11 protein-coding genes are annotated in these 14,228 nt (G+C 49.4%); 1 reads left to right on the top strand and 10 read right to left on the bottom strand.

Annotated features, from left to right (window positions below):
* The 4 genes from cysI to galK form a co-directional block, all read right to left on the bottom strand.
* The gene (cysI, locus tag FPE01S_RS14835; RefSeq protein WP_046369693.1) at positions 1 to 1,695 is read right to left on the bottom strand and encodes an assimilatory sulfite reductase (NADPH) hemoprotein subunit; all 1,695 of its coding nucleotides are present in this window, start codon (positions 1,693 to 1,695) and stop codon (positions 1 to 3) included.
* A gap of 9 nt (positions 1,696 to 1,704) precedes the next feature.
* A complete protein-coding gene (locus tag FPE01S_RS14830; RefSeq protein ID WP_046369692.1) occupies positions 1,705 to 3,567 on the bottom strand; it encodes an assimilatory sulfite reductase (NADPH) flavoprotein subunit in 1,863 nt (620 codons plus the stop codon).
* A 126-nt stretch (positions 3,568 to 3,693) separates the two neighbouring features.
* Positions 3,694 to 4,137 (bottom strand): RrF2 family transcriptional regulator, encoded by a 444-nt coding sequence (locus tag FPE01S_RS14825; protein ID WP_046369691.1) that lies wholly within the window; start codon positions 4,135 to 4,137, stop codon positions 3,694 to 3,696.
* Positions 4,138 to 4,174: 37 nt separating this feature from the next.
* On the bottom strand, positions 4,175 to 5,380 hold the full coding sequence (galK, locus tag FPE01S_RS14820; protein ID WP_083990267.1) for a galactokinase: 1,206 nt from the start codon (positions 5,378 to 5,380) through the stop codon (positions 4,175 to 4,177).
* Positions 5,381 to 5,472: 92 nt separating this feature from the next.
* Between galK and FPE01S_RS14815 the strand changes: the two genes are divergently transcribed.
* Positions 5,473 to 6,363, top strand: coding sequence for an AraC family transcriptional regulator (locus tag FPE01S_RS14815; protein ID WP_046369690.1), 891 nt, complete (start codon positions 5,473 to 5,475; stop codon positions 6,361 to 6,363).
* Positions 6,364 to 6,380: 17 nt separating this feature from the next.
* Here FPE01S_RS14815 and FPE01S_RS14810 read toward each other — a convergent pair whose 3' ends face one another.
* From FPE01S_RS14810 to FPE01S_RS14785, 6 genes are read right to left on the bottom strand one after another with little or no spacing between them, the layout of a single operon-like run.
* Positions 6,381 to 7,049, bottom strand: coding sequence for an FAD-binding oxidoreductase (locus tag FPE01S_RS14810; protein WP_046369689.1), 669 nt, complete (start codon positions 7,047 to 7,049; stop codon positions 6,381 to 6,383).
* A gap of 14 nt (positions 7,050 to 7,063) precedes the next feature.
* Positions 7,064 to 8,068 (bottom strand): arabinan endo-1,5-alpha-L-arabinosidase, encoded by a 1,005-nt coding sequence (locus FPE01S_RS14805; RefSeq protein ID WP_083990266.1) that lies wholly within the window; start codon positions 8,066 to 8,068, stop codon positions 7,064 to 7,066.
* Between the two features lie 2 nt (positions 8,069 to 8,070).
* Entirely contained in the window at positions 8,071 to 10,113 is a 2,043-nt protein-coding gene (locus FPE01S_RS14800) for an alpha-L-arabinofuranosidase family protein (protein WP_052955818.1), read from the bottom strand.
* A 9-nt stretch (positions 10,114 to 10,122) separates the two neighbouring features.
* On the bottom strand, positions 10,123 to 11,106 hold the full coding sequence (locus tag FPE01S_RS14795) for a glycoside hydrolase family 43 protein (RefSeq protein ID WP_046369688.1): 984 nt from the start codon (positions 11,104 to 11,106) through the stop codon (positions 10,123 to 10,125).
* Positions 11,107 to 11,109: 3 nt separating this feature from the next.
* Positions 11,110 to 12,603, bottom strand: coding sequence for an arabinan endo-1,5-alpha-L-arabinosidase (locus FPE01S_RS14790; RefSeq protein ID WP_052955816.1), 1,494 nt, complete (start codon positions 12,601 to 12,603; stop codon positions 11,110 to 11,112).
* A gap of 22 nt (positions 12,604 to 12,625) precedes the next feature.
* The gene (locus FPE01S_RS14785; RefSeq protein ID WP_046369687.1) at positions 12,626 to 14,212 is read right to left on the bottom strand and encodes a RagB/SusD family nutrient uptake outer membrane protein; all 1,587 of its coding nucleotides are present in this window, start codon (positions 14,210 to 14,212) and stop codon (positions 12,626 to 12,628) included.
* Positions 14,213 to 14,228: the final 16 nt, after the last annotated feature.

Below are 14,228 nucleotides of genomic sequence, written 5' to 3'. Positions count from 1 at the left end.
TTAATTGATATGCTGAACGATTTGTTTTCTGACAACATAGTCGCCAAAATGTTCGTCGGCATGTTTTTCTTTCGCAAATGAAGCGATCAGCGGATCAAGTGTCTGCAAAATTTCTGCTTCATCAAGTGCTTCCTTATACAGAACATTGAGCCGGTCGCCATTGAATGACGCGCCAAGATATAGATTGTATTTACCTGGTGCACGACCGACAAAGCCGATCTCGCCGAGATAAGGACGGCCGCACCCATTCGGGCAACCCGTCATGCGGATCGTAATTGGTTCTTCGCCAATACTGTTTTTCTCCAGCAAACCATGGATCCTGTTGATCAGCGATGGCAGATAACGTTCTGCTTCGCTGTTGGCCAGGGGACAAAGATTCAGCGCCACACAGGCAATGGAATGCTTATGAAGGCTGCTCACTTCCTGGTGGGCAACAATACCGTATTGAACAAGCAGTTTATCCACTTCAGGTTTCAGCGCTTCTGACACATTGCCGATAACCACATTCTGGTTACCCGTTAGCCGGAAATCACCGCCTTCGAGGATCTGTGCAATGGCACGAAGGCCCTTCCGAAGCTGGAACAGATCAGTATCCTTCACCCGGCCTCCTTCAATATAAAGGGTATTGAACCATTTGCCGTTCCTGCCCTTTATCCAGCCATAGGAATCACCGTTGGTAGTAAACTCAAAAGGCCGCGCAGGAGCGAGCTCATATCCCAGCCGGTCATTGATTTCCTTCCGGATAAAATCAAGTCCCAGCCGGTCAATAGTATATTTAAACCGTGAGTTTTTCCGATTTTCACGATTACCATAATCGCGCTGAACTGTGACGATCTTCTCACAGATATCAGGAATATTTTCAGATGGTGCAAAACCGATAACATTCCCTATCCTGGGATAGGTAGAATCATCACCGAAGGTCATGCCCATTCCTCCACCAATCACTATATTGAAGCCTATGAGCTTTTCATTTTCTTCGATTGCAATCAGGCCAATATCGTGCGCAAATACGTCAGTATCGTTATAAGGGGGGATAGCGAATGTAATCTTGAATTTACGGGGCAAATAAGTTTTTCCGTAGATCGGTTCATCAATGGGGGCTTCCTCTTCAGGCCCTACCACCTGTTCTTCATTTACCCAGATCTTATAATAGGCTGTTGTACGCGGCGTGAGGTGTTCACTTACACGAAGGGCAACCTGTTGCACATCTTCGTGGATAGCTGAAGTATAGGGATTCACTGAATTCATCACATTCCGGTTCACATCACCGCAGGCTGCAATAGAATCCAGCGCTGAGGCATTGATCTCTTTAATGGTCTGCTTCAGATCATGCTTATAGATATTGTGCAGTTCAAATGCCTGACGGGTAGTCAGCTTCAGGGTTGGCATGCCATATTTGGTGGCAAGTTCGTCAATTACCAGCCATTGCTCCGGAGTAGCCACGCCTCCCGGCACCCTTACCCGGATCATAAAGGAATAAAGTGGTTCCAGTTTTTGCGCTTTGCGTTCTTTATCCAGCTCCCGGTCGCTTTGCACATAGCTTCCATGGAACTTGATAAGCTGCTGGTCCTGCGCATAAAGATTGCCGGTCACTTCGTCTTTCAGACTGTCCTGAATAGTGCCTTCAAGGTATTTGCTTTTCTCCTTGATATGCTCTACTTCGCTGAGTTTTGATTTATCCTGGTTGAGCGCCATAATTTCTGCTTAATAGGTATCCTCCTGGTATCTGCCGGTTTTCACGAGTTGTTTTACATATTCAGCTGCAGCTGCTTCGTCTTTTCCTCCCTCCTGCTGAACAATATTGATGAGGCTTTGCTTAACATCTTTTGCCATCCTCTTAGCGTCACCGCAAACATAGAAATGCGCCCCTTCTTCCAGCCAGCGATAGAGTTCTGAACTGTGCTGCTGCATCCTGTGCTGAACGTAAACTTTCTGACGGGTATCGCGGCTGAATGCAGTATTCATTTTCTGCAGGTTCCCCTGTTTAATAAACCGTTGCCATTCTGTCTGGTAAAGGAAATCGGTAGTAAAATGCTGATCCCCGAAAAAGAGCCAGTTCTTTCCTCCCGAACCCTCTTCTGCCCTTTCTTCCACAAACGCCCTGAACGGAGCGATTCCAGTACCGGGTCCCACCATAATAACATGGGTGCTGCCGTTTTCCGGGAGCCTGAATGATTCATTTGTCTCAATAAACACCGGTACTTCAGAACCCACTTCCAGGAAATCGGAAACAAAGTTTGATGCCACCCCGCGATGCAGCCGCGTTCGATGCTGGTACTGTACGCGGCCAACGGTTAAATGTACTTCATCAGGATGTGCCTTGAAAGAGCTTGCAATGGAATAAAGCCGCGGTTGCAGGGGCAACACGATCTGGCAGAAATCCTCCACGGAAATCTGTGCCGGGAACTGTTGCAACACATCCCAGATGTCTTTCCCGAATACATATGCCGACAGCTCCTGCTTGTCAGTCAAAATTCCCTTCAGGGCATGTGCGTCAGCAGGATCTGATATATAAGGAAGGTAAGCATTCAGAAAGCTGCCGCTGACAGTAGTCAGTTCAGCATTTTTCAGTAAGAAGTCACCCACCGCAACCGGCGTATCTTTCCGGATGATGATGGTATGGGGATCCCATTTCCTGTAGGATAACAACCCGTTGACGAGCGTTGGTTCGTTCTCTACCCAGATGCCAACTGTATCACCAGGCTGGTAGGAAAGGCCGCTTCCCTCAAGGGACAGTTCTACGTGGTAGGTTTCCTTTGCTGAGCCGCGTCCGTTGAGCTGGATCTTCTCCAGGACGGTCGCTTTGAATGGATTTTTACGGGTATAGGCAACCGCTGGTTTTGCTACGGTTCCGTTTACCACAGCGGCATGACCGTTAGTGGCTGCCGGTTTCGGGGCACCTGCACCGAATTTGTCCTGCAAACGTGACAACACCGCTTCGGTCCAGGCATCGGCTGTTTCTTCATAATCTACATCCGCTTCCATGCAATCGATCAGGCGGGTAGCCTGTAACGCATTGAACCGGGCGTCAAAATCCTTTCCGGTCTTGCAATAGCTCGCGTAACTTCTGTCGCCCAGGGCCAGTACGGCATACTGGGTTTCCTTCATCAGCGGTGCTTTGCGGTTGTGTACAAAACTGTGCAGGTCTTCCGCTGCGGGCGGAGGATCACCTTCGCCATGTGTACTCACGACGACGAAAAGCCATTTTTCCTCCTTGAGTTTTGCACCCTGGTACTGGTTCATATCCTGTAACACGGCAGTAAAGCCTCGGGCGATCAGTTTATCGTGGAGATTTTTTGCAATTTTCTTACTGTTTCCGCTCTTGGAGCCAAACAATACAGTCACCGGATCGGTGGCAGGAAGCGGTTCACTGGCGAGGGATTCCTGGGGAACCGGGATGCGGTTGATCAATTGCAGTAACTGCTGGTTACTGTGTTGCAGTCCCGTCAGGTAACCGGCCAGCCATTGCAGCTGCTGGTTATTAAATTTCTGAATCAATTGCTGCACCTGCTCCTGTTCAGCTATAGAAAACAGGTTTGCGGGTAGCATCAAACTGGCAGAGGTCATAGACACAAGTTGGTTTACCGAACACACCAAAGATAATTACAAATACCACAACTCCTATCATTTTAATAGGAATTGTTACTACCATTCATCGAATATACCTGTAATTAATTGAATATCAATAAAGTATTAGATTACAAAGTCGTCCGAACCATTGTTCTTCTGCATCAGGTCATGCAAAGATTTGCCCTCGATTACCTGCAGGGTGGCATCACGGACTTCGAAAAAAATCTGCCGGATATTACATTGTCCTTCTGAGTAGGGACAAAGCCGGCAGGGTTCGTAGAACATCTTGCTGACGCAGGGCAACAGGGCAATAGGACCGTCCATCAGCCGGAGCACCTGCACCATAGGAATTTGCCGGGGATGCTTGAGCAGGTAGTATCCCCCGTTTTTGCCCGCCTTACTGCCAAGTATACCGGCTTTCCGCAGTTCAAGCAGGATAGCTTCCAGGAACTTGGCCGGGATTTTCCGTTTTTCAGCGATCTGGTTGATGGGAATAAAACCTGCCTGATATTGTTCACCCAGGTATGTCAGGGCATGAATGGCATATTGTGCTTTGGCAGAGAGCATATAAGTCGGGCAAAATACTGCATTTCCCTGGAATATGTTATTTGTTGCTGATCAATTGTGTGCCATCGGCCAGATTGCAGATATGCGCCAACGGTTCCTGGCCGAACCGCAGGAAAAAGGCTTTGCCCATTCTATCCACTACCTCATTGATAAAGGGTTTGCGGATGATATTAATGGTGCAGCCACCAAATCCTCCACCCATCATGCGGGCGCCGATAATCGCATGTTCCTCCCGGGCAAGCTCCACGAGAAAGTCGAGTTCCGGGCAACTGACATCATACAGTTTACTGAGACCGGTATGCGAAGCAAACATCTTCTTCCCGAAACTGACCAGGTCATTCCGGCGAAGGGCTTCCGTACCGACCTGCAGGCGCAGGTTTTCCTCCACTACATATTTACAGCGGAGGTAAACAAGTTCGGGAACGATATCTTTCAGGGTATATTCAATCATGGCCCGGTTGGCATCCCGCAGGCTTTGTACCTGCGGATATACTTTCCTAAGTGCACGAACCCCCATTTCACACTGCTCCCGCCGGATATTGTATTCTCCGGAAGCCAGGGAATGTTTTACGCGGGTATCCAGCAACAGGATCGCATGCTGGTGCAGATCAAGGGGAACATATTCTGACTTCATGCTGCGGCAGTCAAGCAGCAGTGCATGTCCTTTTTTCCCGAATACTGAGGCAAACTGATCCATGATGCCGCATTTCACCCCTACATACTGGTTTTCTGCAGCCTGGGCAATGCGAACCATTTCGAGCCTGGTCAGCCCCAGCCGGAACATTTCGTTCAGGGCGAAAATCATGCAGCACTCCATTGCTGCCGAAGAGGATAGACCGGCTCCGACCGGTATATTTCCGCCCATGGCAATATTAACGCCGCTGATCCGGACGCCCCTGCGATGCAACTGGTCGATCACGCCAACCAGGTAGTCTGTCCAGTTGCCAACCGGCGTACCCACCTGGGAAAGGCTTCCCTGCCAGGTTTCATCGAGATCCGTTGCCAGCAGGTGAAGATCATTATCTGTTCGCCGGCTGATCGCCAGAAAAGTTTGCTTGTCGATCGCAGCCGGCAACACAAAGCCATTATTATAGTCGGTATGTTCGCCGATCAGGTTGATTCGGCCGGGAGAACTGACAAGAAAGTCGGGCTCGGATCCAAAATATTGCGAAAACCGTTGAGATACAGCCAGTTGAGTGGACAATAAGGGTTGCACCTTCGGTGTATTGGCAGAAGGGGTCATGAATCGTTGATTGCTATAAAACTATCTAATTTAAGGGAAAGTTTCCTACTCGTCCGAAAAAACCTAATTTGCCAAACACCTGATGATGTGATATGAAAATACTGGAAACGGAAATTGCGCTAAAGCTCAATACCCTTTTTACCGTATTGGAAAGGAACGAGCATTTTTTCAACTCTCCCCTCCATGTACACCCGGAATTTGAACTCGTGTATGTAAGGGAAAGTTTTGGGAAAAGGATAATCGGCAACGGTATCGAACCTTTTGAACCCGGTGATATGGTGTTGATCGGACCACAACTGCCGCATGTTTGGATCAATGATGAAATGTTCATGGAAGGCCGGGCAGATAAAAGAGCGCGATCGCTGATCCTATATTTTCATCCCAGCATCCTCGAGTCTGGCATCTTCAACCTCCAGGAAGCCACGGCTATCCGGGAACTGCTTACCAAATCAGGCAGCGGCCTGAGTATACATGGTGTGACCCGCGAGAAAGTTGTCACGCTCATGGAACGCATCCTGGTGGCCAAAGGATTTGAAAAGATCCTCTGCCTGCTACAATTGCTCCACGAACTTTCCGGCTCTGCAGATCTCATCCCGCTCAACGCGGAAGAACTTATCAATCACGAAAGAGGCAAGGAAAAGGACAGGCTCTGCGAGGTGTATCGCTTCGTTAATGAAAACTTCCGCACCGATATCCAGCTGAAGGATGTGTCGCGATTGACCAACCTTACCCCCCAGAGCTTTTGCCGCCTGTTTAAAAAGCGCAACAAGATCCATTTTGTGGAATACCTCAACCAGGTGCGCATCAGCAATGCATGCAGACTGCTTCTGGACAGCGACTGGACCATTTCAGAGATAGCCTACAACTGTGGTTACAAAACGATCTCCAATTTCAACAAACTGTTCAAGGAAACAACCGGGTATGCGCCCAAGCATTATCGTGAGGTTGCCAAAACCGGCGTGGTGATGGATAACAAGGTCTGACAACCTTCAAACCTTCCTCACTTCTCAAATACTACAGCCTCGGGATTGGCCCCCATTCCCTCCAGCGTTGCAGTGATCTGCTGAATCATCGGATCCGGACCACAGATATAGAAATGCTTTTTCAGGTCAAGATGCTGATCCCGCAAAAAAGCTTCATCTATTCGCCCTTTCGGATACCCATCCCCTGCTTCCTGGCTCAAAATGAATATCGCCTTATCTCCCAGCATGGCGATCAATTCCTCTTTCAAAATGATGTCCTTTGCCGTTTTATTGGAAAAAAAGAGTGTATTTCCAATGAGTTGACCTTTGCGGTGAAGGTCCCGGAAGATCGCAATAAAAGGGGTGATCCCGGCGCCGCCGGCAATAAAATACCCGGGTCCCTTATAACTGATAGCTCCCCACGGATCATCTATCTCAATCTGATCACCTGCTTTTAAGTGATGCAGTTTATCCGTCACACCGTGGTGATCCGGATATCCTTTGATGGTAAAACTCAGGTCCCGGGCATCTGTCAATCCCGTAAAGGTAAATGGACGCTTTTCCTGCTTCCAGTCTTCGTCCACCAGGTTTACATCGGTTGCCTGGCCGGGAACAAATTCGTAACCATCCGGCCGTGTAAAATGAAACGATTTCACATCGTGTGTGACCGGCTTGACTTCGGTGAGGGTGACGCGGTGTGTTGGCATGACATAAATTTAAGTCATTTTATAACTGCCTCCGGCCAGTCGTCCCGCCACCGGATCTTTTCCTGCCACAATTTTGATTTTCCATTGTCGTGTGCATCATAACCATGATAGAGCAGGTAGTCATTGCCATCATCAGAAAAAACGGCGTTATGGCCAATACCCATCCAGTTGGCATCCCCCTCCCGCACCAGGGTACCACCTCCCAGCGTCATCGGAACGCCATCCCTGTCGAGATAGGGACCAATAATCGACTTACTTCGTCCGACCACTACTTTATATGTGCTTTTTACGCCGCGGCAACAGTAATCGAATGAGACAAAGAGATAGTAATAATTATTGTGGTGAAAGATAAACGGTGCTTCAATAGCAGCGTCTCCGGCAACGGAATCAGGCAGTACTGGATTTCTTGACCTCGCTGCCAGTGTATACCATTGCTGTGGTGTTGCCGGTTGGGTCAGACTACTATCCAGCTGCACCATTTTAATCCCATTCCAGAAAGAACCAAAACTCAGCCAGGGTGTTCCTTTTTCATCCAGGATAAGATTCGGATCAATCGCATTCCACATATCCCTGCCCGGTACTGATTCTATTACCTTTCCATGATCCAACCAATGATACTCCTTCGAATCAGGATCAAGGGTCTTATTGCTGGCCACCCCGATGCAGGACGTATTCTTTCCAAAAGCAGATACCGCATAGAACAGGTAATAATGGCCACGGACATACGCGATATCCGGAGCCCAGATATGACCCTTAAACCCGGAAACTGCCTTAACTGCCCAACCCGGCGGCTGATCAAAAACCGGAGGTAATCTTTTCCAATTCCTGCGGTCAGCTGAACGCATCACGGTGATGCCACGCCCGGTTCCGAATACATACCAATATCCCTTCTCCCGGATAATTACCGGATCATGTATTCCGGGCAGGCTATCTGTTGCATAACCCGCCACCGGCAGTAACCCGATCATGATCACCAGGAAGTGCCGTATTAAATTTCTATGATCAACAAACCATTTCATCTTCACAACTTCACGCGTATAACGGCAAATGCATAAGGTGCAATCGTATATGGTAACTGGCGATTGCGAACAGCAACTGTAGCAGTTTGAGGCGATATTCTTTTGGGTTGATCAAAACTATTCTGAACAGAAACTTCAGGATTTGACAACAACTGAACCGTACCAGATGAATTTGCTTTTGCCAGTCCGTTCAGCCGGAAAGTCTTTTGTTGCGGGGTGGCACCGGTATTCACAATCTTAATAATAAGTTCCTGGTGCTCACTGTCAATTGCCGCAGTAGCATACAGGCTGTCACCACCGGCCATTACTTCTCCGGCCATGGAAATCGGAACGGTATAGTTACCCCGGTTGGTAGAAAACAATTGCTGCACATAGTAATCTGTGGTGCCGAATATGTCAAGGTTATTGACCCAGATCAGGTCCGGCCGCCATTGCCAGCCATCCGCATGCGCAAACAAGGGAGCATAGGCAGCCATCTGCACCACAGCGGAATTCCGTTCCAGTCCTGTCATAAACGCTGCTTCCGACATTGCTGTCAGCCAATTGTTCTGGTTGTCGGTACTCACCATTTTATCGCTCTGCGCTGCATATTCACCGGCAAATACTTTTGAACCGTTCCGGGGATAGCTGTCATACCGGCGGGCATTGGAAAGAAACCATTCCGGGCGGCGATAGTAATGTTCATCAATCACATCAGCTTTCATCTCCCTTAGAGTCTGGTTCAGGTAATCGAAGCGCTCTCCACTGGGATCGGTTCCACCACTGTTCACCAGGGTGATCTCCGGATATTTTGCTTTGATCGCCTGTGTAAACACCTTCAGCCTTTCAATATACTGTGGACCCCAGTTCTCGTTACCCACCCCCATCATGCGAAGGTTAAATGGTGCAGGATGCCCCATCCGGGCGCGAACCTTGCCCCACGTCGTCGAAACCTCACCGTTAGCAAATTCGATAAGGTCAAGTGCATCCTGGATGTAGGGATCGAGATTTTCTACCGGCACCAGTTCACCAGTGTTGAACTGGCAGGCCATACCGCAATTGAGAATAGGGAGCGGTGACGCGCCAATATCTTCCGCCAGTTGGAAATATTCGAAGAAACCAAGGCCGAATGTCTGGAAATAATCAGGTGTCGGCCGGTGTGCAAATTCAAAATTCCAGCGATTGATGAGCAACGGACGATCTTCAACAGGTCCTACGGTATTCTTCCACTGGTAACGCTGCGACAGATCATATCCCTCGACGATACACCCGCCCGGAAACCGTAAAAAACCAGGCTTCATATCTGCCAGCAATTGCACCATATCTGCACGCAATCCGCCGGGACGGTTTTTCCAGGTGTCAGCAGGAAAAAGTGATACCATGTCGATGTCCACCACACCACTACCGGTTGCCCAAACGAAAAACTGTGCCTTCAATTCCCGCTTAGCGGATTCAAAAGAGACACTCCCTTTTTGCCATTGGTCATTGCTTGCAGGAAGTATTAGTTTATTCTCTCCGAGTACGTTCCCCAGACTGTCACGCAAGCCCACATGAAGCACTACGTTGCCGGAGATCACACGATATAGCACAGAAAAATCATACCGCAGGTCTTTTTTTACCCCCATCCCCCTGAATCCCTCATTGATCAGGCCGAAACTCCCCGCTTCACTGCTGCTGACTTTCAGCCGCAGATAACGTGGATTGTTGACATTATCGGGCCTGTTCACGAGTTCCATATCGCCCTCAATGGGTTGCTGCCGCACTACTTTCCAACCCATAAATGGTTTGGGAAATTCAAAAGACCGGTTTTTCACCATTTCAGCATAGATACCGCCATCGGCGCCCAGGTTGATGTCTTCAAAAAAAACACCCCACATGGTTGGTGCAATGGGTGCGACCTGCTCCCTGACATTCACAGCAATCTCCGTGGCGGCAGTTTTTTTGTGACGGGTCATTTTTCGCTCAGCTATTCCAGGCTCCTGTTGCCTGTTGTCAACCTGTGCCATACAACAGGTACCCATAACAGTAGCCAGCATCACTGCCCCGGCAAATTTTACGTAACGCATACTTCAGATTTAATCTTGGAAAACGGATTCAGATGTCATTACCACACGCTTCATACTGCCGTCTTTGTTATAGTAAAGCGGATCGATGCAGACGGACCGCCTGAAGCTGCCCCCTGCTGTGGGTATACCGCCATTATGATAAATAAAATAACTCTTTCCTTTAAAGTCAATGATGGCCTGGTGATTGGTATTGCTGTTGCCGGCCAGCTCATTCAGGATACCCATAGGCTCCCACGGGCCGTTAATGCTTCGGGAGCGCGAGTACCGGATTTTTTCGGGGAAAGACGTGGCATAAGAAAGATAATACCAACTTCCCCGCTTGTGGATCCACGGTGCTTCCGTGAATTGTGGCAGACCGTTCACCAGCTGCACTGTGCCATCCAGTGTTGTCATGTCCGCTTTGAGCTTTGCATAATAGCACTGCGTGTTGCCCCAGAACAGGTAAGCCTGCCCGTCATCGTCAATGATCACACTCGGATCAATATCATCCCAGCTGATTGTGGCAGCTGAGGTCATATTATTCGTGATCAGTGCGGTTCCAATGGCATCCTTGTAAGGACCTTCCGGACGGTCGCTAACGGCAACGCCTATCGCTTTTCCCGGAATGGCACCATGCTCCACTGCTACGTACCAGTAATATTTTCCGTTTCGGTTGATCACCTGCGAAGCCCAGGCATCACCTTTGGCCCATTTGAATGCTGAAACATCCAGCGGAACGGGATACTGACGCCAGTGCTTCAGATCGGTAGTAGAGAAACACAGCCACTCTTTCATCACATACCCCTCCCTGCCCGGCGGTGCTTCATCGTGCCCCGTGAACAGGAACAGTGTGTCCTTTACTACCAGTGCGGCAGGATCGGCTGTGTACACATGTGAGATAATGGGATTTCCTTTGGCGATAAAATTGGTATCCTGCGTCTTTGCCACCAGGTGCAGCAATGTCAGTAATACCAGCGTCGGACAATGACGAATAGAAATGCTTGTCTTATACATGGATCAATGCTTTTTACCCCAGACAGCAGTTCCCTCATTGTTGAGTCCGGTGAAAATAAGTGAATTTTGAATGCGATTTTCCCAATCCCTGCCTTTTTGTACCAATACTTTTTCATTCCCGCCATTTTTCCATTTCATTTCCAGCCAGGGCGCCTGGTAGGTCCAGGAACTGCCTGCCTCACCGTTTAATGTACCGCCCACGTCGATACTGATCTTCTTCGCCACCTGCAGGTCGGGCAGCTTTTGTTCATCGGCATAACCCGGTACAACCGAATACATCAATTCAATCTTTTCCCAGGAACCCGGAAGCATCGACTGATCCACCACAGCGTTGTCTTCCCAGGCAAATCTTTCCGGTGATACCACCGGCCAGCCATCAGGGGTCCAGAAGATCTTCCGCACGTGCAGGTCCATATAATAACTGTTCACCACCGGCCGTCCCTGGTGGGCTATGAAATACTGCCCGTTGCCGTCCTGGAATACTGAACAATGCGCCACACCCTGCCAGCCGGCATGTCCTTCAAACTGGTAGGGTGCCAGGATCATCGGTCCGTGATCTTCATTGCTATTGGCATCCTTTCCATTGAAATCATAAAACGGTCCTTCCGGATTGGCCGACCGGCAAACCCTTACATTGTATTTGGTCTGCAGCCAGTCATAGGCGATGAACAGGTAGTATTGTTGTTGCGCTGCATTGTAGATGATCTCCGCACCTTCTATATTGCCATTGTACCTGCCATCGGTAAACCCGCGGTTGGCGATCCGCTTTCCCTTGTCGGCATTCTTCAGGGCAAGACCGGTGGCAGCGTTCAATTGCAATACATAGATCCCGTCCCATGCCGAACCATAATACAGGTATTGATTGCCGTTAGCCAGTGTGATCACCGAGGGATCGATGGCATTTGTCTGTATTGAGGCATCATCGAGGGAAGTCACCACCAGTCCCTTTTCCGTCCAGGGACCCATGGGGCTGCTTGCTGTTGCCATGCCGATCACGCTCAGCCTTGGTTTTGCACTGGAAAGGGAATAATACAAGCGGTATTCATTGCCTGATTTCAACACATAAGGTGCCCACAGCGCATCAAATGCGGTTCCGCCCTTGGACTGAATGAAGGCTGCTCCCTGTGCAGGCAGTGCATTGAACACCCAACCCATGTATTCCCACACTACAAGATCCTTTGACCGGCGGATCTGAATCCCCGACCGCACTGAAATTCCAAAACCTGCATCTGTACTGTAACAATAATAATACTCACCCACTTTGATCACAGACGGATCATGTACATTATAGGATCCCCAGTGCAGGTAGTTGGCAAATGGCGCCAGGGACTCATAAGTATCCGAAATGCTGTTGATATCAAAGACCGGTTGCACCGGCGGATCAATAGTTGTATCCACCGGTACCGGTTCATCGCCATGCTTGCTGCAGGACGTATTTCCCTGTAATAACAGGAACAATACACCTGCAGCTACTAATTTCTTTCCGATTGTTTTCATGTCAGTTTTTCCAGCCCTTTGTTTAGTATGTCGGGTTCTGGATAAATCCGGGATTGTTCTGAATCTCGATCAATGGAATGGGATACACCTCCTTTCCGGGAACATAGCTGTTGAACTCAGGATCACGTTGTTTAAGCAGACTCAGTTTGCTGCCATCCTGCAGCCAACCCCAGCGGCGGATATCATCGAAGCGATGGCCTTCCAGGCAGAATTCAAGCAGGCGTTCATGTGCCAGCTGATCCCGGAACTGATCCTGCGACATTGCCGCAAATTCAGCCTCCCGGTTGGGCAACTTTACCCGGGAACGTACCAGCTGCATATACTGCGCCGCCTGGGTAGTGTTACCGGTTTCATTCAGGCACTCCGCATACATGAGCAATACATCTGCATAACGCATGATCCTTTCATTGATGCCTGACCGCCAGTCAAATTCATCCGGCCGCTGACCATCGCCGTTCTGGTATTTGCGACAGAAGAGGTCATTCAGGTCTGCGGGACTGTTGGCATAAAAATCCTGAAAATTATGTCCGTATATCGAAGTGCCGGGCTTATTGTAAAACATCGTCGCGTCGAGCCGGGGATCGACAGCATCATCCACCGTTTTCTCCTGGAGAAATTCATCGCGAACGGAAAACGTCGGCTGCACATCCACCCAGCCAAATCCTCTTGGCGCGCAGGTAATGGCGCGGGCAGAATATTTGCCCCAGGCGGACGCAGGTGCTCCTCCCCATCCCAGGTCCACACCACCTGCTACAGTAGAAAACTGCACTTCGAAAACGGATTCCACATTATTTTCTGCACCAGGATAATATTTGTCATCCACAAAATTCATCTTATAGTCCGGCATCAGTGCGTATTTGTTCAGATCAATCACCGCCTTGAATTTTTCACCTGCTTCTGCAAAGCGATGATTGAACAGCAGGGCCTTTCCAAGGTAGGCAAGTGCCGCACCTTTTGTAGCCCTGCCTGTCTGACTTTTATCGGGACCATCCACCGCGTTGTAATCTACCGGCAAGAGTCCTGCTGCCTGGGTGAGGTCATCAATGACCTGGTTCCATCCGTCAGCCGCAGAAGATTGCGGCACATAGAACTGGCCTGTTTTGGCAGCGGATTGCAGCGGCAGACTCACATTTCCGAACAGGTTCACGAGGTGAAAGAAATAGAACCCCCGCAGGAAATGCGCCTGCCCGATGATCCTTGCCTTCAGCGCTTCATCCATCGTGATCTCGGGAACGTTCTCCAATACCTGGTTTGCACGGAACACCCCCTGGTAACAGGACTCGTAGGTCCATCCGTAACCATCGCCGATACCTGTTCCCAGGGCAAAACGGCCGATATTATAGATCTGGCTCCAGGGACTGTTACTGCGAACATCGTCACCACGAACATCCAGCAGCATCGGTAAAAAGCGCATATAGGTTCCGTCTACCTGCATGCTGCCGTAAGACGCGTTCACGCCTTTCATGGCGTCCGATTCATTGCGCCAGAAGGTTTCGGCAGTCTGCGCATTCGGGTTTTCCTGTTCCAGTTTTTTAGCACATCCTGTTCCTGCTGCCAAACCCGCAGCTACCAGGACTATAGATGTATATCGGGAAATATTGTTTTTCATTTTCCAGAATTAAAAG

The organism is Flavihumibacter petaseus NBRC 106054, from assembly GCF_000974785.1.
GTDB classification, from domain to species: domain Bacteria; phylum Bacteroidota; class Bacteroidia; order Chitinophagales; family Chitinophagaceae; genus Flavihumibacter; species Flavihumibacter petaseus.
Note: the sequence above shows the minus strand (reverse complement) of the source record. Positions and strands in the feature narration are given on the sequence as shown.

Coding starts and splice junctions, on each gene's coding strand:
- FPE01S_RS14800 (WP_052955818.1), bottom strand. CDS start 10,113: ATGCGTTACGTAAAATTTGCCGGGGCAGTGATGCTGGCTACTGTTATG.
- FPE01S_RS14830 (WP_046369692.1), bottom strand. CDS start 3,567: ATGACCTCTGCCAGTTTGATGCTACCCGCAAACCTGTTTTCTATAGCT.
- cysI (WP_046369693.1), bottom strand. CDS start 1,695: ATGGCGCTCAACCAGGATAAATCAAAACTCAGCGAAGTAGAGCATATC.
- FPE01S_RS14825 (WP_046369691.1), bottom strand. CDS start 4,137: ATGCTCTCTGCCAAAGCACAATATGCCATTCATGCCCTGACATACCTG.
- FPE01S_RS14810 (WP_046369689.1), bottom strand. CDS start 7,049: ATGCCAACACACCGCGTCACCCTCACCGAAGTCAAGCCGGTCACACAC.
- galK (WP_083990267.1), bottom strand. CDS start 5,380: ATGACCCCTTCTGCCAATACACCGAAGGTGCAACCCTTATTGTCCACT.
- FPE01S_RS14795 (WP_046369688.1), bottom strand. CDS start 11,106: ATGTATAAGACAAGCATTTCTATTCGTCATTGTCCGACGCTGGTATTA.
- FPE01S_RS14785 (WP_046369687.1), bottom strand. CDS start 14,212: ATGAAAAACAATATTTCCCGATATACATCTATAGTCCTGGTAGCTGCG.
- FPE01S_RS14790 (WP_052955816.1), bottom strand. CDS start 12,603: ATGAAAACAATCGGAAAGAAATTAGTAGCTGCAGGTGTATTGTTCCTG.
- FPE01S_RS14815 (WP_046369690.1), top strand. CDS start 5,473: ATGAAAATACTGGAAACGGAAATTGCGCTAAAGCTCAATACCCTTTTT.
- FPE01S_RS14805 (WP_083990266.1), bottom strand. CDS start 8,068: ATGAAATGGTTTGTTGATCATAGAAATTTAATACGGCACTTCCTGGTG.